Annotated in this window: 20 protein-coding genes and 1 tRNA gene; 5 read left to right on the top strand and 16 right to left on the bottom strand. The window is 72.6% G+C overall.

The genetic code is table 11. The features are described from left to right. Positions 1-101: 101 nt before the first annotated feature. Positions 102-1,061: an aldose 1-epimerase family protein gene (locus tag EDF20_RS08100; RefSeq protein WP_123548299.1), complete on the top strand. Its 960-nt coding sequence runs from the start codon at positions 102-104 to the stop codon at positions 1,059-1,061. A gap of 426 nt (positions 1,062-1,487) precedes the next feature. On the opposite strand, the gene EDF20_RS08105 is transcribed toward EDF20_RS08100, so the two are convergent. Beyond that, positions 1,488-1,560, bottom strand: a tRNA-Lys gene (locus tag EDF20_RS08105). 170 nt (positions 1,561-1,730) lie between these two features. Between EDF20_RS08105 and EDF20_RS08110 the strand changes: the two genes are divergently transcribed. The 3 genes from EDF20_RS08110 (at position 1,731) to EDF20_RS08120 (ending at position 4,488) form a co-directional block, all read left to right on the top strand. After that, entirely contained in the window at positions 1,731-2,360 is a 630-nt protein-coding gene (locus EDF20_RS08110) for a DNA-directed RNA polymerase subunit beta (RefSeq protein ID WP_133738326.1), read from the top strand. Positions 2,361-2,983: 623 nt separating this feature from the next. Then, on the top strand, positions 2,984-3,580 hold the full coding sequence (gene sigK, locus EDF20_RS08115) for an ECF RNA polymerase sigma factor SigK (protein ID WP_123547834.1): 597 nt from the start codon (positions 2,984-2,986) through the stop codon (positions 3,578-3,580). Beyond that, a complete protein-coding gene (locus EDF20_RS08120; protein ID WP_133738327.1) occupies positions 3,577-4,488 on the top strand; it encodes an anti-sigma factor in 912 nt (303 codons plus the stop codon). The genes sigK and EDF20_RS08120 overlap by 4 nt, the downstream gene beginning before the upstream one ends. A 162-nt stretch (positions 4,489-4,650) precedes the next feature. On the opposite strand, the gene pstB is transcribed toward EDF20_RS08120, so the two are convergent. The 7 genes from pstB to EDF20_RS08155 form a co-directional block, all read right to left on the bottom strand. Continuing rightward, positions 4,651-5,430: a phosphate ABC transporter ATP-binding protein PstB gene (pstB, locus tag EDF20_RS08125; RefSeq protein ID WP_123547836.1), complete on the bottom strand. Its 780-nt coding sequence runs from the start codon at positions 5,428-5,430 to the stop codon at positions 4,651-4,653. A 70-nt stretch (positions 5,431-5,500) separates the two neighbouring features. Then, on the bottom strand, positions 5,501-6,598 hold the full coding sequence (gene pstA / locus EDF20_RS08130; protein ID WP_123547837.1) for a phosphate ABC transporter permease PstA: 1,098 nt from the start codon (positions 6,596-6,598) through the stop codon (positions 5,501-5,503). Then, complete coding sequence (pstC, locus tag EDF20_RS08135; RefSeq protein ID WP_133738328.1) at positions 6,598-7,560, bottom strand: phosphate ABC transporter permease subunit PstC; 963 nt, start codon at positions 7,558-7,560, stop codon at positions 6,598-6,600. The genes pstA and pstC overlap by 1 nt, the downstream gene beginning before the upstream one ends. Before the next feature lie 148 nt (positions 7,561-7,708). Next, positions 7,709-8,755 carry a phosphate ABC transporter substrate-binding protein PstS gene (locus tag EDF20_RS08140; RefSeq protein ID WP_133738714.1) on the bottom strand — a complete coding sequence of 349 codons (1,047 nt, stop codon included), beginning with the start codon at positions 8,753-8,755 and terminating at the stop codon, positions 7,709-7,711. 324 nt (positions 8,756-9,079) lie between these two features. After that, entirely contained in the window at positions 9,080-10,024 is a 945-nt protein-coding gene (locus EDF20_RS08145; protein ID WP_123547839.1) for an NUDIX hydrolase, read from the bottom strand. Then, positions 10,021-12,189 carry an RNA degradosome polyphosphate kinase gene (locus EDF20_RS08150; protein WP_123547840.1) on the bottom strand — a complete coding sequence of 723 codons (2,169 nt, stop codon included), beginning with the start codon at positions 12,187-12,189 and terminating at the stop codon, positions 10,021-10,023. Before EDF20_RS08150 ends, EDF20_RS08145 begins: the two co-directional genes overlap by 4 nt. A gap of 137 nt (positions 12,190-12,326) precedes the next feature. After that, a complete protein-coding gene (locus tag EDF20_RS08155; RefSeq protein WP_133738329.1) occupies positions 12,327-13,289 on the bottom strand; it encodes a DMT family transporter in 963 nt (320 codons plus the stop codon). A gap of 34 nt (positions 13,290-13,323) precedes the next feature. Between EDF20_RS08155 and EDF20_RS08160 the strand changes: the two genes are divergently transcribed. Next, on the top strand, positions 13,324-13,932 hold the full coding sequence (locus EDF20_RS08160; RefSeq protein ID WP_133738330.1) for a TetR/AcrR family transcriptional regulator: 609 nt from the start codon (positions 13,324-13,326) through the stop codon (positions 13,930-13,932). Between the two features lie 377 nt (positions 13,933-14,309). Here EDF20_RS08160 and EDF20_RS08165 read toward each other — a convergent pair whose 3' ends face one another. From EDF20_RS08165 to EDF20_RS08205, 8 genes are all read right to left on the bottom strand, one after another. Next, positions 14,310-14,528: a hypothetical protein gene (locus EDF20_RS08165; RefSeq protein ID WP_123547843.1), complete on the bottom strand. Its 219-nt coding sequence runs from the start codon at positions 14,526-14,528 to the stop codon at positions 14,310-14,312. Between the two features lie 168 nt (positions 14,529-14,696). Next, positions 14,697-15,845 (bottom strand): hypothetical protein, encoded by a 1,149-nt coding sequence (locus EDF20_RS08170; protein WP_133738331.1) that lies wholly within the window; start codon positions 15,843-15,845, stop codon positions 14,697-14,699. Between the two features lie 13 nt (positions 15,846-15,858). Continuing rightward, the gene (locus tag EDF20_RS15690; protein ID WP_158614665.1) at positions 15,859-20,259 is read right to left on the bottom strand and encodes an FtsK/SpoIIIE domain-containing protein; all 4,401 of its coding nucleotides are present in this window, start codon (positions 20,257-20,259) and stop codon (positions 15,859-15,861) included. Beyond that, positions 20,256-21,341, bottom strand: a complete 1,086-nt coding sequence (locus EDF20_RS08185; protein ID WP_133738332.1) for a hypothetical protein — start codon at positions 21,339-21,341, stop codon at positions 20,256-20,258. The genes EDF20_RS15690 and EDF20_RS08185 overlap by 4 nt, the downstream gene beginning before the upstream one ends. Further along, the gene (locus tag EDF20_RS08190; protein WP_133738333.1) at positions 21,338-22,027 is read right to left on the bottom strand and encodes a hypothetical protein; all 690 of its coding nucleotides are present in this window, start codon (positions 22,025-22,027) and stop codon (positions 21,338-21,340) included. The genes EDF20_RS08185 and EDF20_RS08190 overlap by 4 nt, the downstream gene beginning before the upstream one ends. Continuing rightward, on the bottom strand, positions 22,024-22,638 hold the full coding sequence (locus tag EDF20_RS08195) for a hypothetical protein (RefSeq protein WP_123547847.1): 615 nt from the start codon (positions 22,636-22,638) through the stop codon (positions 22,024-22,026). The genes EDF20_RS08190 and EDF20_RS08195 overlap by 4 nt, the downstream gene beginning before the upstream one ends. Continuing rightward, a complete protein-coding gene (locus EDF20_RS08200) occupies positions 22,635-24,113 on the bottom strand; it encodes a hypothetical protein (protein WP_133738334.1) in 1,479 nt (492 codons plus the stop codon). Before EDF20_RS08200 ends, EDF20_RS08195 begins: the two co-directional genes overlap by 4 nt. Then, positions 24,113-24,403, bottom strand: coding sequence for a hypothetical protein (locus EDF20_RS08205; RefSeq protein WP_133738335.1), 291 nt, complete (start codon positions 24,401-24,403; stop codon positions 24,113-24,115). Before EDF20_RS08205 ends, EDF20_RS08200 begins: the two co-directional genes overlap by 1 nt. Positions 24,404-24,416: the final 13 nt, after the last annotated feature.

The following is a 24,416-nucleotide window of genomic DNA, read 5'->3' on the forward strand; positions in this document are numbered from 1 at the left end:
CGGTGCCGGCCACCGGCACGGCTGCGCGTCCTGCAGTCCGCACCCGCACCTCCTGCGACGACGCTCACCACGGTCGCGACGCTCACGACGAAGGGACGACCATGACGACCCCACCCACCGGGCACCAGCACGAGCTGCGGCTCGAGGCCGACGGCCGCGTCGTCACGGCGACGGTGACCGAGGTCGCCGCAGGGCTGCGCGCCCTGGCCGTCGACGGCGAGGCGCTGACCGAGACGTTCGCGGAGCACGAGACGCCGCCGTCGGCGTGCGGGATCACGCTCTTCCCGTGGCCGAACCGCGTCGACGGCGGGCGCTGGACGCTCGACGGACGTGAGCTGCAGCTCGACCTCACCGAGCCGGCCAAGGGCAACGCGAGCCACGGGCTGCTGCGGTACACGGCGTGCGGGGCGGTCGACGTCGAGCCGCACGCGGTGACGCTCGCGGCGACGGTGTTCCCGCAGCACGGCTGGCCCTTCACGCTCGAGACGACGGTGCGGCACGAGCTCGTCGCCGACGGCATGCGGGTGGTGCACACCGTGTCGAACGTCGGCGCAGCCCGTGCGCCGTTCGCCGTCGGCTCGCACCCTTTCCTCCGCGTCGGCGAGCACGACCCGGCGACGCTGACGATCGCCCTGGAGGCGGCGACCCGGTACGAGGTCAGCGAGCGCGGCATCCCGACCGGCACGTCGCCCGTGGCGGGCACGTCGGCCGACCTCCGTGGCGGGCCCCGGCTCGGCGACCTCGACCTCGACACTCCCTATCGTGACGTGCAGCCCGGCTCCGACGGCGTGCGCCGCACGCGGCTGACGGCGCCCGACGGCACGGTGACCGAGCTCTGGCAAGACGAGGCGTTCCCGTACGTGCAGGTGTTCACGCCGCGGAACTTCCCGCGCGCGGGGGCCGAGGGGCTGGCCGTGGCGGTCGAGCCGATGACGGCGCCGCCGAACGCGCTGGCGACCGGCGAGGGGCTCCTCTGGCTCGAGCCGGGCGAGACGTGGACGGCGGCGTGGGGGATCCGGCGGGTCGTGCCGGTCTCCTCGGGCGAGTCCGCGCGGGCGTAGGCGTAGGCGACGCGATCGCGACGAACCTCCGCGATGTCCCGCGTCGTCTCGTCGTCATCGCGTCGCTGTCGCTTCACCGACGTCACGGGAGGCACCGATCCAGCTGTGCAACACGTGTCGCCCGGCGAAACCGACCCGCTGACCTGTTGTCCAGTATGCGCAGGTGGTCCCTGCCGCACACCCCGCTCTGCCCGTCTGGGCGCTAGCGTGTATTCGTTCGGCTGGTTACCGGACACAAGTCGCCGGGAGGTCCGTGCGCCGTTCCCCACCTGATCCGGGGACCGGAGCCGCTCCCGGTGCACCGTGCCCCCGCTGGCTCCGCCGGTCGGGGGCACGCTCGTCTCCGGCGCCGGCGGCCGGCGCTCGGCGCGTCCACGAAGGACGAAGGCGACACCCGATGGAGCTGGGTGTCGCCTTCGTCGTTCGTGGGCCCCGTGGGGCTCGAACCCACGACCCGCGGATTAAAAGTCCGATGCTCTGCCAACTGAGCTAGAGGCCCTCAGTGGTCGAGGATACGTGATCGCGGACGTCCTCGCGGGCCGGCAGCGCGCCTCCTTCGCGGCTGTGAGCGACGACGAGCGACGACGACGGGCGACGACGACAGCCGACGGCGGGCGGCGACGCCCGACCCACACGCCGCTGTCGGTGCACGCGCGTATCGTCGAGGCGATGCCCAGAGACTTCCACCGCCCGACCCAGTTCCCCAGCGCCGCCTTCGAGGCGTTCCAGGGAGGCGACGACCCGGCGACCGTGAACCGGATCGCGCACGAGTCGGCGGCCGCCCTCGTCGCCCGGGTCAAGCACGACCCGCAGCCCGAGATCCTCGACCGGCTCGTCTCGTTCAGCGACGAGCACGGCATCGACGTCGTCGCCGAGCTGTGGGCCCGCGCCGCACCGCACACCCTGCCGGGGGCCCTGTGGCGCATCTACCTCGTGCGCGCCGTCATCCGCCAGGCGCCCGAGGAGGTCACCTACCTCTTCGACCGCGGCGTCGAGACGTCGACCACCATCGACCCGATCGTCGCCGGGGCGCCGACGCCCGCGACGCCGGCCGAGGTGCTCGCGCTGGCCGACCTCATCCTCCGCGGGGTCTTCGACGGCGACTTCGCGGTCGCGCTCGAGCGCGGTGCGGCGTTCTGCCGGCTCGCCTCGGCAGGCGCCACGACCGTCGCCGACGAGCAGGACTCGATCGGCTCCGACCTCGCCTCGACGCTCACCCGACGCGCGCTCCGCCTCTCGGAGCTCGGCGTCGACCTCACTGCCTGCGCCGCGCTCTGGCGCGACGGCAGCCTCGACTGACGCTCCGTGTTCGCACCGGGCGAACGCCCGAGCGAGGCCCGGCGACGACGGTTACACTCGATCATTGTCGGGCCGTAGAAACCCCGGGCTCCAAATTTAGCCGCTTCGAGCGGCCTCGCGCCGAGAGGCGTTCCTGCGGCTCGACACCCTCTTCCTCTCGCCGAGCGTGACCATCCCGCTCAGCTGACCCGGGGTCCGTCCCCGTCCTCCATCCGGGGCCCTCGGTCGAGTGGTCCGACGTGGTTCCTCCCGACGTGATGACCGACCGTTCGTGACCACTCGGCCAGAGGCCCGCCGAGGCCCCGCCAGGCGTTCCGTGCACCCGAGGCAAACTCGCCCAAACCAGCAGCCCCCCGGTGCCGAACCATGAGCGTGAGGGATCGAGAGATCCTCCGCTGACCTCCCGCCGCCCTGACTGGCGGGACGACGCGGTCGTTCCCTCCGCTCGGCCCGGGCCTGAACGCCATCCCAGACGGTCACCGGGCGGGGGGAGCGACTCACACCAGGAAGAACGAGCAGGAACAAGCCCGACCAGCAAGAACTGCACCACGAACGACCAGCACGAACCCGTCACGATCCTGTGACGGTCAACCCGACACGAGCGGATCGAGGTGAACCCTGACATGCTGAAGCTCGTGACCCATGACATCGAGACTCCCCAGGACGAGGCGCGTGCGTCGACTCCTGACGAGCTCCTCCTGAGGGTCGCCCAGGCCGATCGAGTGGCCTTCGCCGAGCTGTACGACCAGACCGCACCCCGTGTGATGGGCCTGATCAAGCGCCTCCTGAAGGACCACTCGCAGTCCGAGGAAGTCACCCAAGAGGTCTTCCTCGAGATCTGGCAGAACGCCGCTCGCTTCGACACCACCCGGGGCAGCGCCTCGAGCTGGATGTTGACGATGGCCCACCGCCGGGCCGTCGACCGCGTCCGCGCCTCTCAGGCCGGCCGCGACCGAGACCTCAAGATCGGCGTCCGCGACCTGGAGCCCGGCTACGACTCGGTCACCGAGTCGGTCGAGATCCGGATCGAGCACGAACGCGTCGAGCGTGCACTGGGACGACTCACGGAGCTCCAGAGCCAGGCCGTCAGGCTGGCGTACTACGGCGGCTACAGCCACAGCGAAGTGGCCGCGATGCTGGGGGTGCCGATCGGCACCGTCAAGACGAGACTGCGCGACGGCATGATCCGCCTGCGCGACGAGATGGGAGTGGCATCGTGACCTACCGCGACGACTCCACCACCGGGGGCAACCCGCCCCACGACTCGCTCGAGGCGATGTCGGGCGCCTACGCGCTCGACGCCCTGAGCGACGACGAACGACACGACTTCGAGACTCTGCTGGAGGAGTCCGAGAGCACCAGAAGGGAAGTGACCGAATTGAGAGAGACCGCATTGCTGCTCGCCCATGCGGCACCGCCCGTGATGCCTTCGGCCGCCCTCCGCGCGAGCATCATGGACGCCATCGTCGGGCTGCCTCAGCTGCCCGCCCAGACCACCTCCGACTCTGCCTCGCAGACGTCGGCCGCGACCCAGGTCGCAGGAGGCGCGGGTGACGACCACGAGATCGCCCGCCCCGGCCGCCACGCCGTCCCCGAGATGGAGCCGAGCGAGTCCGAGACCGCTGCCCGCGTGCTCGAGCCCACCGGCGCCGCCCGAGCCCGCTGGTTCACCCGGCCCGTCGCGATGCTCGGCGTCGCTGCGGCAGCCGCCGCGCTCTTCTTCGGAGGAGGCGCGCTGCTGTCCGAGGTCACCGGCCCGAGCCAGCAGCAGGAGGCCACCGCCTCCTCGATCGACGAGATCTACGCCGCTGGCGACTTCCAGCGGACCGTTGCCGACGTCAGCACCGGCGGCACCGCGACGCTGGTCTGGTCGAACGAGCTCAAGCGCTCGGCGGTCGTCCTCGACGGCCTCACGTCGCTGCCCGGCGACCAGACGTACGAGCTCTGGTACATCGGCGCCGACGGCGCCGTGCCTGCCGGCACGTTCGACACGGACACCGACTCGACGGTCACCAAGGTGCTCAAGGGCGAGATGACGCCCGGCGACACCATCGGCCTGACGGTCGAGCCCGCCGGCGGCTCCGAGCAGCCGACGAGCGACCCGATCATGGCCGTGCAGAGCGCCTAGCAGCGGCTGCACGACCCGGTCGGGCCCCCCCCGAGGGCCGCGACCCGGCCACACGACGAAGGAGGCGGCCCACCAGCAGGTGGGCCGCCTCCTTCGCGTCGTGCCGGGCCGACGACGACCCGTGGGCCGCACACGACCGTCGGCCGTGCACAGCCTCCGGGCTCAGCCGAAGCGGCCGGAGACGTAGTCCTCGGTCGCCTGGACGCTGGGCTTCGAGAACATCGTGGCGGTGTCGTCGTACTCGATGAGCTTGCCGGGCTTGCCGGTGCCCGCGATGTTGAAGAAGGCCGTCTTGTCGCTGACGCGGCTGGCCTGCTGCATGTTGTGGGTCACGATGACGATCGTGTACTGCTGCTTGAGCTCCTCGATGAGGTCCTCGATGGCGAGCGTCGAGATCGGGTCGAGGGCCGAGCAGGGCTCGTCCATCAGGATCACGTCGGGGGAGACGGCGACGGCGCGTGCGATGCAGAGGCGCTGCTGCTGGCCGCCCGAGAGGCCCGAGCCGGGCTTGTCCAGGCGGTCCTTGACCTCGTTCCAGAGGTTGGCGCCCTGCAGCGAGCTCTCGACCAGGTCGTCCTGCTCGCCCTTGCCCATGCGGCGGTTGTTGAGCTTCACGCCGGCGAGCACGTTGTCGCGGATGCTCATGGTGGGGAACGGGTTCGGGCGCTGGAACACCATGCCGACCTGACGGCGCACGAGCACCGGGTCGACGCCGGGGCTGTACAGGTCGTTGCCGTCGATCAGCACCTCGCCGTCGACGTACGCCCCGGGGATGACCTCGTGCATGCGGTTCAGCGTGCGGAGGAACGTCGACTTGCCGCAGCCGGACGGGCCGATGAAGGCCGTGACCGTGCGCGGCTCGATGGTGATGTTGACGTCCTCGACGGCCTTGAACTTGCTGTAGTAGACGTTGAGGTCCTTGACCTCGATGCGCTTGGACATTCAGGTTCCTTCGGTGAGGTGCGGCGTCGTACGGGGACGCAGGGGGAAGAGAGGGGGAGGCGCGTGGCCGTCAGCGGCCGAGCTTGGGGGCGAAGAGGCGCGCGATGAGGCGGGCCAGCAGGTTCAGCGCCATGACGATGAGGATCAGCGTCAGGGCCGAGGTCCACGCCCGGTCGATGTAGGCGGCCGCGTCGGTGCCCTGGCTCACGTACGAGCTGTAGGCGAAGACCGGCAGCGACTGCATGCGGCCGTCGAACAGGTCGTAGTTCATGCTCGCGGTGAAGCCGGCGGTGATCAGCAGCGGGGCCGTCTCGCCGATGACGCGGGCGATCGAGAGCATGACGCCGGTGGTGATGCCCGCGATGGAGGTGGGGAGCACGACCTTGAGGATCGTCAGCCACTTCGGCACGCCGAGCGCGTAGGCGGCCTCGCGCAGCTCGTTCGGGACGAGCTTGAGCATCTCCTCGGTGCTGCGGACGACGACGGGGATCATCAGCACGGCCAGGGCCACGGAGCCGGCGGCGCCCATGCGGACGCCCTCGCCGAAGAAGATCACGAACAGGGCGTAGGCGAACAGGCCGGCGACGATCGACGGGATGCCCGTCATGACGTCGACGAAGAACGTGATCGCGCGGGCCAGGCGGCCACGGCCGTACTCGACGAGGTAGATGGCCGTGAGCAGGCCGATCGGCACCGAGATCACGGCGGCGAGGGCGGTGATCAGCAGGGTGCCGGTGAGGGCGTGGAGACCGCCGCCGCCCGCGCCGACCACGTTGCGCATCGACATGGCGAAGAAGTCGCCGTCGAAGCGCGCGGCGCCGCTCGTCACCACGGTGAAGAGGACGGAGACGAGCGGGATCAGGGCGAGGATGAACGCGGCGCTGACCAGGGTCGTGACGACGCGGTCCTTGGCGCGGCGGATGCCCTCGACCTGCATCGAGATGACGAAGACGAGCGCGGCGTAGAGGATCGTGCCGAGCACGATCGCAGCGACCCAGTTGAACGTCTCCGTGACGCCGCCGGCCTGCAGGAGGCCGAAGACGACGAGCATGATCGCCCAGCTGCCGGCGAGGATGACCAGGGGCGAGGCCTTGGGCAGGCGTCCCGTGGTGAGGGTGTTGACGGTGCGGCTGGCCGTGCGGGGACGGTCCTGGGTGGTCGTGGCCATCAGTTCGCTCCGGAGAAGGCCTTGCGGCGGTTGATGACGATGCGGGCGATCGAGTTGACGACCAGCGTGATGACGAACAGGACGAGTCCGGTCGCGATCAGGGTGTTGATGCCGATGTCGTGCGCCTCGGGGAACCTCAGGGCGATGTTCGCGGCGATGGTCGACGAGTTCGTCGAGGTGAGGATCGCCGGGTTGATCACGAGCGCCGGCGAGAGGACGAGCGCGACGGCCATGGTCTCGCCGAGGGCCCGGCCGAGGCCGAGCATCGAGGCCGAGATGATGCCGGGGCGGCCGAAGGGCAGGACCGCCACCTGGATCATCTCCCAGCGGGTCGCGCCCAGCGCGAGGGCCGCCTCCTCGTGCAGGGTCGGCGTCTGCAGGAACACCTCGCGGCTCAGCGCGGTGATGATCGGGAGGATCATCACGGCGAGCACGATGGAGGCGGTGAGCAGCGTGCGGCCGGTGCCCGACACGGGACCGGCGAACAGCGGGAACCAGCCGAGGTGGTCGGCCATCCACGCGTAGACGGGCTGCACGGCGGGGGCGAGGACGATGCTGCCCCACAGGCCGAAGACGACCGACGGCACGGCGGCCAGCAGGTCGATGACGTAGCCGAGCCCCGCGGCGAGGCGGCGCGGGGCGTAGTGCGAGATGAAGAGCGCGATGCCGATGGCGACGGGGAGGGCCATGACGAGCGCGAGCGCAGCGGCGTAGACCGTGCCGAAGGCGAGCGGCCCGACGTACTGCCAGAACGAGTCGGGGAAGCCCGACAGCGAGATGTCGGCCGGGTCGGCGATCACGGCGGGGATGCTCTGTGCGACCAGGAAGATCGCGACGGCGGCGAGGATGGCGAGGATCAGGCCGCCGGCGACGACGGTGCTGCCCGAGAAGACCCGGTCTGCGGGGCTACGCGGCGCACGAGGTGCTGTGACCTTCGTGGCGGACGATGCGGGGGCGGTCATCGGACGAGGTCCTCCGGGTGGGTGATCGGTGCTCGGGTGGCGGTGCTGGTGCTGCCGGTGTCGCGGATGGTGCTGCGGTGCGGTGCCCCTGTCAGGGCGACGGCCCGGGACCGCACGGCGTGCGGTCCCGGGCCCGGTGTGGCGGGTGCTACTTGATGAGCGCGATCGCGTCGGCGACCTGGCCCGAGAGGGTGCTCGAGATGGGAGCCGAGCCGGCGGCGTCGGCCGCGACCTGCTGGCCCTCGTCGCTGGAGACGTACTCGAAGTACGACTTCACGAGCTCGCCCTGGGCGGCGTCCTCGTACGACTCGCAGCCGATGAGGTAGCTGACGAGGACGAGGGGGTAGACGCCGTCGGCGGTCGAGGTGCGGTCGAGCTCGATGGCGATGTCGCCCTCGCTGCGGCCTTCCTCTTCAGGGGACTCGTCGACGATGGCGGCGGCGGCCTCGGCCGAGTACTCGACGAACTCCTCGCCGACCTTGATCTTCGCGACGCCCAGGTCGCCGGCGCGCGAGGCGTCCGCGTAGCCGATGGTGCCGGTGCCGTTGGTCACCGCGTCGATGACGCCCGAGGTGCCGGAGGCGCCCTCGCCGCCCTCGAGGGGCCAGACGCCGTCGGGCTCCGACGACCAGACGTCGGGGCTGTTGGCGTTCAGGTACTCGGTGAAGTTCTCGGTGGTGCCCGAGTCGTCCGAGCGGTGCACGGCCGTGATGGGCGTGCTGGGCAGGTCGGCGTCGGGGTTGTCGGCCTTGATCTCGGCCGCGTCCCAGGTGGTGATCGCGCCGCTGAAGATGCCGGCGATGGTGGCGGGGGAGAGGTTGAGCTCGTCGACGCCGTCGAGGTTGAAGACGACCGCGATGGGCGAGACGTAGACGGGCAGCTCGACGATGCCGGTGTCGGGGGTGCAGCCCGCGAAGGTGCTCGACGAGATCTCGTCGGTCTTGAACGCGCGGTCCGAGCCGGCGAAGGCCGCGGCGCCGGAGATGAAGCTCTCACGGCCGCCGCCGGAGCCCTGCGGGTCGTAGTTGACGGTCACGTCGGGGTTGGCGGTCTGGAAGCCGGCGACCCAGGCCTCCTGGGCTGCCTGCTGCGACGAGGCGCCGATGCCGGCGATCGTGCCGGAGAGGTCGGAGGAGGCGCCCTCGGCCGAGGTGCCGGAGCCGCCCTCGTTGGAGGCGCAGGACGCGAGGAGCATGGTGCCGACCGCGGCGATCGCCACGATGCTGCCGGTGCGCTTGAAGTTCACAGAGGTTCCTTTTCGGGATGTAGTGCTGTGGGGTGCTGGGGGGCCGGTGCTGGCCCGTTGCGAGACGCTACGTCGGGCGGTTAACCACGGTCGTCTGCGATGGTGAACGGGAGGTTAACGCGGGGGGAACATCGGCCGGGCGTGCCCGCAGGCACGGTGCCGCAGGGCCAGGATCACCCGCCGAGCCCACCCGTCGCGCCGACACGGCCCGACACGGCTCGCGCCCCGGGGCAGTGCCACGGGGCGCGATGGTCGAACGGTCGGCGGTCGGCCTCAGAGCACGGGGCCGTGCGTCTCGACGGCGACGAGCGCGGCATCGGAGCACGACACGTGCAACACGGTGTACTCGCCGGGGCTCAGCGAGGAGGCGCGGCGCAGGTCGAGCCGGTGGCCCCCGACCGTCCCCGCGGCGATCTGGCGCACGATCTCGGGCAGCACCGGGGCGTGCGTGCAGAACACGGCCGGCACCCGCTTCTTCAGGCGCTTCGCGACGACGCCGGTCACGTCGTCGTCGTGGCGGTCGAACGCGTCCTGGCTGATCGAGTCGCTCTGCTTGACCCCGACGCGCGTCAGCGCCGAGACCGGCTCGAGCGTCGCGAGGCAGCGGGCGGCCGTGCTGCTGATCAGCCGCTGCGGGGCCCACGCGGCGATGCCGGGTGCGATCGACTTCGCCTGGCGGCGGCCCTGGGGCAGCAGGGGTCGGGTGGCGTCCGAGCCGCTCCAGTCGCCGGGGGACGTCGTCTTCGCGTGCCGCAGGGCCACGAGGGCGAAGGTGCGGGCGGCGCCCGAGGCGACGCGGTCGGCGAACCGGTCGAGCACCTCCGCGTCCCGTTCGTAGGTCAGCTTGGCGCGCGCCTTCTCGATCGAGACCCACTCGATCGCGGCGACCTCGCTGTTGGGCGTGAAGCGACCGGCCTCGGCGAACGCCTCGTCGGTGACCTCGGCCGCCCAGTAGTGCACGATCTTGTCCCGACCGCCGGGCATGACGTACTCGGCGGTGCCGAGCGGGGCCCCGAGGGCGACGCGGTAGCCCGTCTCCTCCCGGATCTCGCGGACGGCCGTCTGCGGCGTCGACTCGCCGGGGTCGACCTTGCCCTTGGGCAGCGAGACGTCGCCGTGGTGCTCGCGGTGGATGAGCAGCACGCGCGCCTTGCCGTCGACGAGGCGGAAGCAGACCGCGCCGGCGGCGACGATCGTCGTGGGGGCGACCGTGCTCACCGGCTGGCCCGGCGGCGCTGCGTGATCTGCTTCATCAGCACGTTCTGCATGTCGGCGAGCGGCGCGTCCGACGCGTCACGCGCGTGGCGCGTCCAGGTGCCGTCGCTCTCGAGCCACCACGACGCCGTCTCGTCGGACATCGCACGGTCGAAGAGCTCGGAGACCTGGTCGAGGTGGTCCTGTTGCGTGAGGCGCACGAGCGCCTCGATGCGGCGGTCGAGGTTGCGGTGCATCATGTCGGCGCTGCCGATGAAGACCTGGGGGTCGCCGTCGTTCGCGAACCAGAACAGGCGCGAGTGCTCCAGGTAGCGGCCGAGCACCGACCGCACGCGGATCGTGTCGCTGAGGCCCGGCTGGCCCGGCTTGATGGTGCAGATGCCCCGCACCCAGACGTCGACGGGCACGCCGGCCTGGCTGGCCTTGTAGAGCGCGTCGATGATCTGCTCGTCGACGATCGAGTTGATCTTGATCTTGATGCCCGAGGGGCGACCGGCCTGCGCGGCCTCGATCTCGCCCTGGATCTGCTTGAGCAGCCCGCGGCGCAGGTAGCGCGGCGCGACGAGGAGGCGCTTGAACTTCTTCTCGATCGCGTAGCCCGACAGCTCGTTGAACAGGCGCGTCAGGTCTTTGCCGACCTGGTCGTCGGCGGTGAAGAGGCCCATGTCCTCGTAGATGCGGCTCGTCTTCGGGTTGTAGTTGCCCGTGCCGATGTGCGTGTAGTGCCGCAGCCGGCCCTTCTCCTGGCGGATCACGAGCGCGAGCTTGCAGTGGGTCTTGAGCCCGACCAGGCCGTAGACGACGTGCACGCCGGCCTTCTCGAGCTTCCGGGCCCAGGTGATGTTGTTCTGCTCGTCGAAGCGCGCCTTGACCTCCACGAGGGCGAGCACCTGCTTGCCCGACTCGGCGGCGTCGATGAGAGCCTCGATGATGGGGCTGTCGCCGCTCGTGCGGTAGAGCGTCTGCTTGATGGCGAGGACGTTGGGGTCGGCCGCCGCTTGCTCGAGGAACGCCTGCACGCTCGTCGCGAACGACTCGTACGGGTGGTGCACGAGGATGTCCTGCCGGGCGATGCTGGCGAACATGTCGGGCTTCATGTTCGGCTCGGTCGGCTGCAGCTGCAGCGCCGTCTGGGGCAGGTGCTTCGGGTACTTCAGGTCGGAGCGCGGCATCTTCGTGATCTCGAAGAGGCCGGCGAGGTCGAGGGGGGCCGGCAGCCGGTAGACCTCTTGGTCGGTGACGTCGAGCTCACGGACGAGCAGCTCGAGCGTGACCGGGTCCATGTCGTCGGTGATCTCGAGGCGGATGGGCGGGCCGAAGCGCCGACGCAGCAGCTCGCGCTCGAGCGCCTGGATCAGGTTCTCCGACTCGTCCTCGTCGACCTCGACGTCCTCGTTGCGGGTGACGCGGAACACGTGGTGCTCGACGACCTCCATGCCCGGGAACAGGTCTTGCAGGTGATTGGCGATCAGGTCTTCCAGGGGGATGAACCGCACGCGCCCGCTGTCGTTGTCGGGCAGCTGCACGAAGCGCGGCAGCATCTGCGGCACCTTGAGGCGCGCGAACTCCTGGCGCATCGTCTTCGGGTTGCGGACGCGCACCGAGAGATTGAGCGACAAGCCCGAGATGTAGGGGAACGGGTGCGCAGGGTCGACGGCGAGCGGCATCAGCACGGGGAAGATCTGCTCGGTGAAGATCTCGCGCATCCGGACGCGGTCGGCCTCCTCGAGGTCGGACCACTTCTCGATGTGGATGCCCGCGTCGTCGAGGTCGGGCTTGACCAGGTCGAGGAACGCCCGGGCGTGCCTCTCCTGCAGGTCGTGCGCCTTGGCGTTGATGTCGGCGAGCACCTCGTTCGGGCCGCGGCCGACGTTCGTCGGCACCGCGAGCCCGGTGGCGATGCGCCGCTTCAGGCCGGCGACGCGGACCATGAAGAACTCGTCGAGGTTGCTCGCGAAGATCGCGAGGAAGTTCGCGCGCTCGAGCAACGGCGTCGTCGGGTCCTCGGCGAGCTCGAGCACGCGCTGGTTGAACGCCAGCCAGCTGAGCTCTCGGTCGAGGTACCGCTCGGCGGGGAGGGTGCCGTCCTCGAAGCTGACGATCTCGTCGAAGTCGTCGAGGAAATCGGGGGTGACGCCGGCGCCGTCGACGCGTGGTTCGCTGTCCATCGCACCATCGTGCCACCCCTGGTGGCCGCCGACGTCCCCGCCACGTGAACGGCTGGTGACGAGGCCCGGCCCGGCGGCTGTGGAGGAGGCACGAAGGCAGCGCGTACGAAGCACGGAAGAGGCGCGACGGAGGCGCCTCAGGCGGTCGCGAGGGCCTCGCCGACCGGTGCGCGCCTCCTGCGCCCGCCCGCCAGCACGAGGGCGGAGCCGGCGCCGCTGAGCACGAACCCCGCGAGGGTCCACGCCGTGAGCGGCTCGCCGAGCAGCAGGGCGCCGGACGCCGCGGTGGTCGGCGCGACCAGGAACAGCAGCGCGTTCAGGGCGGTCACGCCCAGCCGGCGCAGCAGCCACCAGTAGAGCCCGTACGCGGCGAGCGTCGGCACCAGCGCCGACAGCACGGTGGCGACCCAGAACGAGAACGACGGAGGCGGCACGAGCGTCCCGGTCGCGGCCGCGAGCACCACGAGCGCCGCGGCCGTCACGCTCACGTGCACCGTCAGCGTCGTGAGCACCGGCAGCTCTGCCGCACCGCGTCGCTCGACGAGCGTGCCGGCGATCAAGCTCGCCATGGCCAGCGCCGGGAACGCCCAGGCCCAGGCCGGCGCGTCCGAGTCGCCGAGCTGCGACCCGACGACGAGCGCGACGCCGACCGCACCGACGCCGAGCCCGGCCCACTGCGCGCCGCGCACCCGCAGCCCGAGCAGCGGGCCGACGAGGGTGGCGACGACGAGCGGCTGCACCGCGTCGACCAGGGCCGTGCTGCCGGTCGCCACCCCGGCGCCGACCGCCGCGTAGACGAAGACGACGTAGCCGAACTGCGCGAGCAGCCCGATCACGGCCTGTCGCCGCAGCTCGACGACGGGGACCCCGCGCAGTCGTCCGCGGGCGGCGGCGGCCGCGACGAGCAGCACCGCGAGCGGCAGGAACCGCCAGAGCAGCAGCGTCGTCGCGGGCGCGTCGACGGTCGCGACGGCCGCGATCGTGAAGCCCGAGCTCCAGGCGAGGACGAACGCGGCGGCGGCGAGCACCGTGACGACGCCCGGCACGCGGCCCGACCGACCGTTCGCGCGGTCGGCGAGTACACCGATCTGTTTAGTCATGCCGCTGACTATACAGGTGGGTATAGTCGAGGACATGGTCGATCTCACCGCGCCCGAGCTGCCCTCCCTCACGCCCGGTGCGCGCCGCCTCCTCGACGCCGCCTCCGGCCTCTTCTACGACCGCGGCGTCCACGCCGTCGGCGTCGACACGATCGCCGAGGCGGCCGGCGTCACGAAGAAGACCCTCTACGACCGCTTCGGCTCGAAGGAGGCGCTGGTCGTCTCGTACCTGCAGCACCGCGACGCGAGATGGCGCGCCCACCTCGCCGCCGAGCTGGCCCGCACGCCCGAGCCCGGCCCCGAGCGGGTGCTCGCGGTCTTCGACGCGACGCTCACCTGGGCCGCCGACAACTCGCCCAAGGGCTGCGGCGTGATCAACGCGCGCGCGGAGGTGGGCGGCCCGGACGACGGCGGGCCGGTGCTGCCCGAGCTCACCCGGCAGAAGCGCTGGATGCTCGCCCTGGTCGCCGACCTCCTCGCGGAGGCGGGGCTCGGGCGGGACGACGACGGCGCCCTCGCGCGGCAGCTGATGCTGCTGCACGAGGGCGCCCTCGTCACGCTCGGGATGGCGACCTTCCCCAGGCCGGTCGAGACGGCGCGGGACCTCGCCGCGGTGCTGATCGCCGGCGCCCGTCGCCCCTGAACGGCCCCGGCCTCCGGGGACCGTCACGACGCCTCCGCCGAGGACGGCGAACGCGACGATCGTGAGCCCGGCGCCCAGCGCCTCGGTCAGCCAGCGAGGGGCGAGCAGCACGACCGGGAGCAGGACGAGGCCGGCGACGGCGTACTCGCGCAGCACGTCCCCGGGGAGCACGAGCGCGTGCAGCACGCCGAGTCCGAGCAGGGCGGACAGCACGATGAGCTGGGCGCTCAGGCCGAAGAGGAAACAGAAGATCGGCACGAACCGCTGCTCGACCAGCACGCGTCACCAGCGTCGCGGAGCCTCGCCGCGAACGAGTCGTCCCCCCGGATGACGTCGCCGCGGCGCCGTCGTCCGGGGGGACGAGAGGGGAGAGCTGCCTACTTCTCTTCCTGCTTCAGGGCGATGCCGAGGGCGAAGAACGTGGGCGCCCAGTGGCCGATGAAGATGCCCCAGCGGTCTGACTGCGCCTTGTCGTTCGAGTCCTTGCCCTGCGACGCCAGCCAGGCGACGAGCGCGATGACGATGGAGGCGAATCCGCCCCAGTAGGCGTGCTCGCTCTTGACGCCGAGGTCCGAGATGAATTTGACGGGGTTCATGGTGTTCTCCTGCAGGTCGTGGACGATCCGATGACGACAATCCACTCCCTCAGGCTGTGAGCGGCGTGCCAGGTCGGGGTGCACCTCCGAGTAGGCCGTCGACAGGCGTCCTCGTACCCCGACGCGTACCCCGGTCCACGCCCCGAGGGCGCAGCGGGGCTCCTGCCGTCAGTACTGCAGCAGCGTCGACGTGAAGGTCGCGCCCTCGTCCGTCACGTCCGGGATGACCCCCTGGACGGGGACCCGCACGGAGCCCACCGAGTTGAAGGTGCCGGTGGAGCCCGCGCCGTCGCTGACCGTCGAGGTGAAGACGGCCGACCCCTCCGTCGTGGCCTCGACCTGCCAGCCCTGGCTCGTCCAGTCGCCGATCTCGTAGACGGGCGTCGTCTCGAGCGTCCACTTCTGGTCGGTCAGCGTGTAGCCGGTCGGCTCGTTGAGGATCTGGAAGCTGCAGCCGGCGGGCTTGAGGTCGGGACTGGCGACGCACGCGGCGAGCCACGCGTCGACGGCGGCGCGTGCCGACGCCTGGCCCGTGTCGGTCAGCGTCGCGACGAGCGTGGCGGGGCTGCCGGGCGAGGAGGCGCCGGTCGCGATCCCGACGACGTCGTCCGCCGCGTAGGCGCCCGCCCCGTCGAGCGTGGCGGGGTAGCTGCCGGGGAACGCCCGCAGCTCGACCGTGTCGCCCTCGGCTCCGGCGTGGGGCACCTCGACGCCGGCCGCCGTCACGACGGCGGCGTCGGGCGCGCCGACCTGGACGGTGAGGGTGCCGAGCTCGACGGGCGTGAGCGTCCAACGGTCGAAGATGAGGAGGTCGGTGCCGTCCTTCTCGAGCGTGAACTGCTGGTCGTACACGGCGCCCGCCTCGCCGCCCTGCTGGACGACGGCGTAGACGGCGGCCGTGTCGCCGTCGACGCGCGAGCCGGTCACGCGCCAGCCCGTGACCCCGTCGGTGACGCCCGCGTAGGCGTCGTTCGTGAGGAGCACGTCGCCGTCGCCGACCTCGGTGCCGTCGAGCGACATCGCCTGCTCGACGTCGCCCTGCTGCACCGCGTCGAGGTAGGCCATGACGGCGGCCTGCGGCTGGTGCGTGGCGGCCGTGCGGCCCACCACGACGGCGGCGGCGACGCCGAGCGCAAAGAGCACGGCGGCCCCGCCGACCAGCAGCGTGCGACGACGGCTCCAGCCGCGACGCCCGCTCGGCGACGGCGACGGCGACGGCGAGGGGGACGGCGACGGCTCGTGCGGTCCCGGCGACGGCCTTCCGCTCGCCCCCGGTGCGGTCTGGCCCGCGGCCTGCGGCAGTGCGTCGTCGCTCATCTGGTCCCCCTGGTCAGTCGTGACCGGCCAACACTACCGCCGCCCTCGTCGGCGCCACGGGCACCTGCACGGTGAGGGGCTCGCCGCTGCCGAGGTGCACCAGCGCCCGCCCGGGGACGACTCGCGACGACACCATCGACCGTGTCACCCGGACGCCGACCAGGTCGCCGTCGAGGGTCGCCTGCGGGCTGAGCAGCGCCCCGCGGCGGTTCTTCTTCGCCTCGACCTGCCAGCCGGAGAAGCCCGCGCAGAGGCCGTTCGCGTTGCCGCCGAGCACGAGCGCCCGGCGGTGGTCGGCCGCCGACTGCACGAACGCGCGGAGCCACTGCTTCGCGCTGACGTCGAGCAGCAGCTCGCCGTCGTCGACGATCAGCGCCACCGGCCTGCCGTCGGGCGCGAGCAGGGGCGCGAGGTCGTCCTCGACGAGGTCCGAGCCGGTCAGCACGCCCCGGACGCCGGGGTGCCCGGCCAGCCCGCGGAGGGGCGAGGGGCGCGGGGCTGCGACGACGATCTCGGTGCCGGCCCGCAGCAGCGACTCGGCGATGGTGAGCAGCATCGTGCTGCGGCCGCTCCGCGACGGGCCGGCCACGACGAAGGTCGGGGCGTCCGCCTCGAGGTCGATGCCCTGCGCCGTCATCTCGTCGCCGCCCACGCCGACGAGGGCCCAGAGGGGGCGGCTGGCGTCGGCACCGGCCAGCTCGAGCGCCGCGTCGAGGTCGAGCTGGCTCGGCAGGTCGTCCACCCGCAGGGGGGAGGTGCGGCGGAGTCCCCGCGGCTCGACCGCCTGCAGGCGCTCGGCCAGCGCGCGCACGGCGGCCACCTGGGCCTGGCCGCTGACGTCGTCGCCGAGCACGCCGACCTGCACCTCGACGCCGCTGCCGGAGCGGAAGCCCCGGCCCGGGCCGATCTCGGCGGGCAGCGTCTTGTGGTCGATCGTGGCGAGGCTGTAGTCGAGCCGGTCGGTGAGCCGCAGCACGACCTTGTCGTCGGTGAGCACCGCCATCCGGCTGGTCAACAGCGACCGGTCGCCCGAGATGACGAGGTGCAGGCCCGCACCGGCCCCGTCGCGGAGCATGGCCTGCACCGAGTCGGTCAGCCGCCCGCCGTCGAGCTCGCCGAGGGTGCCGACGAAGTTCTCCCACCGGTCGATCAGCACGAGCACGTGGGGCAGCCGGTCCCCGGGTGCGGCCGTGGCCCGCTGCTCGGCGATGTTGGCGACGCCGGCGGTCCCGATCACCTCGTGCCGCCTCCCCATCTCGGCGACGAGGCGGTCGATCAGCCGGGTCGACCGCTCGAGCTGGGTGCGCTGCGCGATCGCGCCCGTGTGCGGGAACCCCGACAGCGACGTGATGCCGCCGTTGCCGCAGTCGAGGCCGTAGAGGTGCAGGTCGTCGCTCGACACCGCGGAGGCGGCCGCCGCAGCGATGCTCCGCAGCGCCTGCGAGCGACCGGAACCGGGGGCGCCGACGACGTAGAGGTGCCCGAGCTGGTCGAGGTCGATCGTGGCGGCGCGCTGCTCCTGCCGGTCGGGCAGGTCCTCGGTGCCCCAGCGGAAGGCGAGGGGCGCGCCCTGGCCGGCCCGCGCCTCCGGCGGGACCAGGTCGAGCGGCACGACGGCCTCGAGGGGCGGCAGCCACGGGCTGCGCTGACGACCGAGGCCCGACAGCTCCGTGGCCCGGCGCAGGGCCCCGACGAGCACGGTCAGGTCGGTCTCGACCGCGGTCGCCCCGGTGGCGGGCCGGGTCGGCAGGGCGAGGGCGGCGTCGCGCCAGTCGAAGAGGCGGACGAACGGGGGAGCCGTCGTGCCGTCGCTGTCGAGGGCACTCCGGCCGCCGACGCGGGCCGACTGGAACGGCACGACCGACGAGTGCCCGAGGCGCGCGTAGGCACGGCCGGGCAGCGACTTGGCGATGCGCGCCGCGTCGGGCACGTCGATCACGTCCGAGCTCTCGCCCGTGTCGGTCATGCGCAGGGCCACCCGCAGGTTCGTGTTCGCGCGGATCTCGGGACTGATCACGCCCGACGGCCGCTGCGTCGCGAGGATGAGGTGCACGCCGAGCGACCGGCCGCGCTGGGCGATGCCGACGAGCCCGCTGACGAAGTCGGGCAGCTCCTTCGCCAGGGCGGCGAACTCGTCGATGACGATCAGGAGGCGCGGCAGGCGCTCGCCGAGCCCGCCTCGGGCCAGGTGCTCGTCGTGGTCCTCGACGTCCTTCGCGCCCGAGGCGGCCAGGACGTGCTCCCGCCGCGTCAGCTCGGACCGCAGCGACCGCAGCGCCCGCTCGACGAGGTGGCTGTCGAGGTCGGTGACGAGGCCGACCGTGTGCGGCAGGTCGGCGACGGCCGCGAACGCCGCGCCTCCCTTGTAGTCGACGAGCACGAACGTCATGGCGTCGGGCCGGTTCTCGACGGCCAGCGACGCGACGAGCGTCTGGAGGAACTCGGACTTGCCCGACCCGGTGGTGCCCGCGACGAGGCCGTGCGGGCCGTCCGAGACCAGGTCGATCGAGAACGGGCCGTCGATCGAGACCCCGACGACCGCCGAGGTCGAGGCCCCGCCGTCGCGCCGCCAGCGCTCGGCGAGCAGCTCGCCGGTGGGGTGCTCGAGGCCGAGGACGGGCAGCAGCGCCGCCGAGTCGGGCACGAGGCCCGCGGTCTCGCTCGAGCTGAGGTCGCGGATCGGCGACAGGTCGCGCGCGACGTCGTCGTACCAGTCGTCGACGACGAGGTCGGCCAGCACGTCGTCGAGGTCGGCCCGGCCCTGCTCGCGCACCGTCAGCCGCGTGTCGGCGTGCTGCACGACGGTCGCCGTGCACTCCTCGGGCAGCTGCCACTCCTCGGCGTCGAGGCAGACGACGCGGATCCCGTGCTCGGGACCGTCGCGCAGCAGCCCCACCACGCCGGGCATGGCGCGCAGGCGTCGGGCGCCGTCGAGCACCACGACGTACTCGGGCGAGAACCGGGCCGGGCGGGAGGAGTGCGACGCCGTCGACGCCGCCCGCCTCTCCTGCAGCACGAGCGAGAGCTCGGCCAGGCGCCGGCCGATCGTCTCGCCGTCCGCGCCGATCGCCGCCAGGGCGTCGTCGCCGTCGCCCGGGCGCGCGTGCGGCAGCCAGGTCGTCCACTCCCACGCCGGCAGCGACGCCACCGAGGTCAGCACCACGAGCCGCACGTCGTGCGGGCTCTGCGCCACGGCGAGCTGGCCCACCAGCCAGCGGCCGAGGAGGCGCGGGCGGCTCCCGGCACCGGCCACGCCCAGCACGCCGGTGCGGGCCAGCGACAGCACGACGGGCACCTGCCGCGTCGTGCCGGTGGCCGTGCTCCGCTGGTCGGTCGAGCGCTCGTCCTGGATCTCGACCGTGCTCGGCAGGTCGGCCGTGCCGACGCGGACGTGCAGGTGGTCGGGGTCGGTCGGGCGGCGTTCCCAGAGCCGGTGCGTGGGCACGCGGGCCGCGGTGCGCAGCTCGGCCGCGTCGGCGGCTCGCGTGCGTCGACGGTCGCGCTCGGCGTCGATCGAGTCGTCGACCCAGCCCTCGATGCGCGCCACGAGCTCGCGGTGCTCGGCGAGTGCCTTGCCGTGGCTCTTCTTGCCGTTGCGGCGGTTCGTGACCGTCGTGCCGATCATCATGATCGGCGACATGAAGGCGAACATCAGGTAGAACGCGTGCTGGAACGCCACGGCCATCACGATCCCGAAGACCGCCGGCACGGCCGCCATGATCCAGGGCAGGGGCGAGCGTTGAGGCGGGGCGGGCACCCGGGGGATCACGTACTTCACCGGCGGCGTCGGCGGCAGCAGGCGCGGCGGGCGGTTGAAGTCGACCCAGCCCGAGTCGGGCGCGCGCAGCAACACGACGTCCGGGACGGTCGCGGGCAGCGCGGCGAGCACGGACTCGCCGAGGCGCAGCCGGGCCTCGGGCGGCCACGGCGTCCACTCGTCCCCGAGCGGCTCCTCCTCGAGCAGGGCCGGGGCGGCCGCGCCGCCGACGCCCTCGGGCAGCACGGCACGCACGCGGACGGCTGCGTCGAACGAGACGTCGACCTCGGCGACGGCGGGCAGGTCGGCGACGCCGGTGACCAGGTGCCCGTCCGGGTCGACGGCGAGGAGGGTCCGGCCGACGACGAGCGGCGCGGAGCGGCCGGCCCCGACGCCGCCGACGAGGCGCAGGTCGACGACGCCGGGGGCGGCACGGCCGGGAGGCGCGGAGCCGACGTGCAGGAGCGCCCCGTCGAGCAGGCCGCTCGTCGCGAAGGTCGCCTGCTCGTCGACCCCCTCGGGCATCCGCGAGACGGTGCCGACCTCGCGGCCGATCGCGTCGAGCACGAGCGCGAGCGGCGTCTCGCCGGGCGCGTCGACGACGAGGTCGGAGCGCGTCCCGGCGACGTCGTCGGAGACGGTGAGGACGACCCTCATCGGGTCGCCACGGCGTCGCCCGGGCGGGCGGCGCCTCCTCTGCTCGCGTCGCGCCGACGGCCGGCCGGGGCCGTCCCCGGGGCGACCGGCAGGGAGGGCACGGACGGCGACGACGGAGCGCCCTCGGCGGCGGGCCGCGGCAGCCCGGCCGGCACGGCCACGGCGTCGTGGCCGTTCAGCGCGACGTCGACCCAGCGCAGCTCGCCGACGGCGTCGCCGACCAGCGTGCCGTCGCGGCGCGCGGTCAGCTGCCAGCGCACCTGGTCGTGGTGGGCGAGGAGCACGACCCCCCAGCCGTTCTCGGGTCGCTCGAGGGCGGAGCGGAGGGCGGTCCAGGCCGAGGCCGAGGGCACCTCCGAGAGGAACAGCACCCCCGAGGAGGCGCCCGTCACGACGACGTCGAGGGCGTCGTCGAGCGACAGCAGGGCACCGGCCGCCACCTCGTCGTCGCGGACGCCGACGCGCAGCACCGCCGTCGACCGGCTCCAGGGCGAGGTGGCGAGCTGGTCGGCGATCCGGCGCGCGACGGCCAGGCGGGCGGACCGGTCGCCGTCGATCCCGAGGACGCCGTGCAGCGCGTGCAGCCCGACGAGCACACGGCCCTCGGCGGACGACCCGAGCGCGACGACCGTCGCGAGGCCCTCGGGGCGCCGCGCCGGCAGCGCCTCGAGCTGCACGAGCTCGACGGGGGCCGACCAGCGGCGGCCGTCGCGGCTCGTGCTCCACGGGGCGGGCGGCGCGACGGTGGGCGTGACGAGGTCGACGTCGATCCGCTCGGAGCCGACCACGACGCGGGCGAGCCCGGGGAACACCACGTGCTCGCGCTCGCACGACGCGAGCAGCACGCGCAGCGCGCGGTCGGCGGCCCAGGTCGCCGAGGGGTCGCCGCGCACGTCGTCGGCCCAGGCGACGGCCTCGACCTTGACGACCCGGCGCGACGCGACCCAGACCGGGATCGTGAACGCGAGCACCGCGACCGTGAGCAGCACCGCGACCGTGAGGGCCAGGTCGCCGAACGGCTCGAGCATCGGGGGCAGGTCGACCGCGAGGGCCGTGGGCGTCACCGCGCCGACGACCGTCACCGCGCCTCCTCGGCGGCCGCGACGGCGAGCTCGACCGCGGTCGGGTCCTCGCCCGGCACGTCGGTCCAGCGGAACGTGGTCATGATCGAGTCGAACAGCTCGACGAGGGCGTCGGCGAGGCGCTCGCTCGGCTCGTCGCCGTAGACGGCCGACCAGGTCAGCACGACCCACCTCCCCGGCCGGTGCGGCACCGAGATCATGTAGACGACGCGTCTCGACCAGGTGCGCTCCCACGAGCCCTCGGCCTGGTCGGAGGCGATCGTGACGACCGTCCGGGCGGCCGCGGCGCCGTCGACGTCGCGGAGGCCGTCGAGCTGTCCGGCGTCGCTCAGCAGGTCGGCGACGATGCGCACCGGCTCGGTCTCGGACTCGTCGTCGACCTCGGCCTCGCTGAGGCTGACGGGCAGGGCGAACCCGTCGATCGACGCGGGCAGGTAGACGGCGTTCGCGCCGGCCCGCCCCGCCTCCTCGACCGCGTCCGTCAGACGGCGACGCAGCTGGCGTCGCAGCGGCTCCGCGCTGTCGCGGGGCAGGTCGTCGGGCAGCGCCTCGCGCACGATCCGGTCGACCTCGCGCGCGAGCTGGGCGGTCTGCTCGGCACGTGCCGGCAGCCGGGCCCAGCCGACGGGCAGGGCCAGGGCGAAGGAGGCGGCGGGCGCCGCCGTGGGGGAGGTCGCGGTGGTCATCGGCTCGTCTCCTGCAGGTCGTCGGCCCGGTCGACGAGGCGTACTCGTCCGGCCAGCTCGACGACGGCCGGCGTCTGGAGCGGCACGAGCCCGAGGTCGGTGCTGCGCCACGTGGTGGTCACGTCGAGGCCGTCTCGTCGCGCGGCGGCGGTGACGGTGACCCAGACGCGGCCCTCGAGGTCGAGGTCGAAGCGGGTCACGACGACGCCGGGGCCGACGTCGTCGGGCAGCTCGTCGATCAGGGGCGCCTCGAGCGGGGAGCCGCCCCGGGCGCGGCCGAGCTCGAGCAGGTCGGGGGCGTCGTCGCCGGTCAGGCCCGCGTCGACGATCACGGGCAGGGGCCAGGCGCCCGGCACCGAGAAGCCGGCGGCGAGGCGGGAGGTCTCGCCCAGCGTGGCCGCCATCGCGAGCAGGCCGTCGAGCGCACCGTCGACGTCGAGCACGGGGGGCGTGACGCCGCCGGTGCGGTCCACCTCGTCCGAGAACGCGAAGAGGGCCGCGGCCGCCTCCCGCCAAGGGCCGGACGCCATGTCGGCGGGCGGCACGATCAGCCAGGCAGGCGGGTCGACGTCGACGACGACCGTCGGGCGGGCCGGGGCCTCACCGGTCACAGCTTCTCCGCCTCGGCCTCGGCGACGGAGGGCGTGCCGCCGGGGAAGTTCGCCTTCGCGTCCTCCCAGCCCGTCCAGCGGGCGAGGTCCTCACCGAGGCCGGTGGGGTTCGCGCCGAGGCTGAAAGCGGTGCTGCCCCAGCCGAACACCTTCGAGCCGCCCGTGAAGTAGACGAGCTCCTGGACGCGCATCGAGGTGAGGCTGATGCCGCTGGCCTTGGCCTTGGTCGCGATGTCAGCCAGGCCCTTGAGCCCGTCGACCCCGATCAGCTTGTCGAGCGACCAGCCCTTCTCGCCGAACTGGTCCATGATCGCCTTCTTGTCGAACTTCAGGATGTCCCCGGTCCGGCCGACGTTCCACCAGTTCGGCTTGACCTCCCCGAGGTCGGCGGCCTTGAACTGCTTGACCGCCGAGGCCTGGATCTCCTTCATCCGCACCGGGAGGTCCTTGAGGCGCGTCACCGTCGCCTCGACCGTGGCGCGGCCGGCCAGGAGGTCGTCGAAGATCTGCTTGCGCTTGACCGCCTGGTTGGCGGTGAACGCCATGGCCGCGTGGGCGTTCTTGGTGATCTTCGCCGTGTGGGCGGCGCCCCCGGCGATCATCGTGCCCTTGGTGACGTTCGTCGCCTTGGTGATCAGCGCACCTGCTCCGAGCGACAGGATGCCGATGCCGGCCATCAGCACCGTGACCCACGACGCGTCGCCCATGGCCGCCTGCGCGATGGTCGCGGCGAACGCCACGCCGGCGGTCACAGCCGCCATCAGGCTGACGAAGCCGAGCCCCGGGATGATGATCGCGATGATGGCCAGGGCGATCCCGATCCACGTGAGGATCTTGATGAGGATCGCGAGGAACTTCTTGAAGAAGGCGCGGATCTTGTCGCCGAGCGTGTCGTGCAGCCCGTCCTTCCAGGCGCCCCTGATGGTCGAGGAGGCGGCGTGCCCGGCCGCGTCGAGGTCGGCCTGGGCACGGCGGAGGTGCGCGATCGCGGCGGCGGAGGCGCCCTGGGCCGAGTCGAGCGCGGCGTCCTTGGCGCGGCCGGCCCCCTCCTCCTCGCTGGTGAGCGGCGGGGCGTCCTTCGGTCGGTCCTCGCGGGGGTCGGCCATCCCGGTGGCCTGCGACATCGAGTCGCGGGCGGCCACCGCCTCCTGCAGGGCCGAGGCCGACTCGGCCAGGCCGTGCTCGAGCTGGGGCAGGTACGACCGCAGCGCGTCACGGACGGCGTCGTAGCGTCCGGACATCTGCTCGAGCGAGGCGCCGACGGCCTTGCTCTTCTCGCGCACCTTGTCGGCGCCCTGGCCCTTGAAGTGCGTCTCGTCGCCCTCGCCGATGCGCTTGAGGACGTCGGCCTGCTCGTGGATGGTGCGGGCCATGTCGTCGTAGAAGGCCGCGAGCACCTTCACCTGGTCGACGTCGGCGGACATCGGGTCGCCGTTCTCGTGCAGCAGCGACCACTCGCCGGGACGCGCGCCCATCAGACGGTCTCCGTGCTGATGCTCTTCGCCATCTCGCCGTCGGCCTCGTCCCAGGTCTCGCTCATCTCGACGAGCTTGTCGTGCAGCTTCGAGACGTCGTCCTTGATCTTGGTGCGGTGGATCTTCCAGTCGCCGCTGAAGGCGCCCATCGCCTTGTTCAGGTCCTTCTGGCCGAAGATGTCGTGGTTCTCGTCCCGGCCCGACATCTGGTTCCCCAGTTCGTCGCGCACGCGGGAGAGGGAGTCGATCGAGGTGCGGAGGGCTTCTCCGTCGACGATGAGGTCAGGCATGGGGCGTCCGTTC

The organism is Frigoribacterium sp. PhB116 (assembly GCF_004364285.1).
Taxonomy (GTDB): Bacteria; Actinomycetota; Actinomycetes; order Actinomycetales; family Microbacteriaceae; genus Frigoribacterium.

Coding starts and splice junctions, on each gene's coding strand:
- EDF20_RS08100 (WP_123548299.1), top strand. CDS start 102: ATGACGACCCCACCCACCGGGCACCAGCACGAGCTGCGGCTCGAGGCC.
- EDF20_RS08110 (WP_133738326.1), top strand. CDS start 1,731: ATGCCCAGAGACTTCCACCGCCCGACCCAGTTCCCCAGCGCCGCCTTC.
- sigK (WP_123547834.1), top strand. CDS start 2,984: ATGCTGAAGCTCGTGACCCATGACATCGAGACTCCCCAGGACGAGGCG.
- pstB (WP_123547836.1), bottom strand. CDS start 5,430: ATGTCCAAGCGCATCGAGGTCAAGGACCTCAACGTCTACTACAGCAAG.
- pstA (WP_123547837.1), bottom strand. CDS start 6,598: ATGGCCACGACCACCCAGGACCGTCCCCGCACGGCCAGCCGCACCGTC.
- pstC (WP_133738328.1), bottom strand. CDS start 7,560: ATGACCGCCCCCGCATCGTCCGCCACGAAGGTCACAGCACCTCGTGCG.
- EDF20_RS08140 (WP_133738714.1), bottom strand. CDS start 8,755: ATGCTCCTCGCGTCCTGCGCCTCCAACGAGGGCGGCTCCGGCACCTCG.
- EDF20_RS08150 (WP_123547840.1), bottom strand. CDS start 12,189: ATGGACAGCGAACCACGCGTCGACGGCGCCGGCGTCACCCCCGATTTC.
- EDF20_RS08155 (WP_133738329.1), bottom strand. CDS start 13,289: ATGACTAAACAGATCGGTGTACTCGCCGACCGCGCGAACGGTCGGTCG.
- EDF20_RS08160 (WP_133738330.1), top strand. CDS start 13,324: ATGGTCGATCTCACCGCGCCCGAGCTGCCCTCCCTCACGCCCGGTGCG.
- EDF20_RS08165 (WP_123547843.1), bottom strand. CDS start 14,528: ATGAACCCCGTCAAATTCATCTCGGACCTCGGCGTCAAGAGCGAGCAC.
- EDF20_RS08170 (WP_133738331.1), bottom strand. CDS start 15,845: ATGAGCGACGACGCACTGCCGCAGGCCGCGGGCCAGACCGCACCGGGG.
- EDF20_RS15690 (WP_158614665.1), bottom strand. CDS start 20,259: ATGAGGGTCGTCCTCACCGTCTCCGACGACGTCGCCGGGACGCGCTCC.
- EDF20_RS08190 (WP_133738333.1), bottom strand. CDS start 22,027: ATGACCACCGCGACCTCCCCCACGGCGGCGCCCGCCGCCTCCTTCGCC.
- EDF20_RS08200 (WP_133738334.1), bottom strand. CDS start 24,113: ATGGGCGCGCGTCCCGGCGAGTGGTCGCTGCTGCACGAGAACGGCGAC.
- EDF20_RS08205 (WP_133738335.1), bottom strand. CDS start 24,403: ATGCCTGACCTCATCGTCGACGGAGAAGCCCTCCGCACCTCGATCGAC.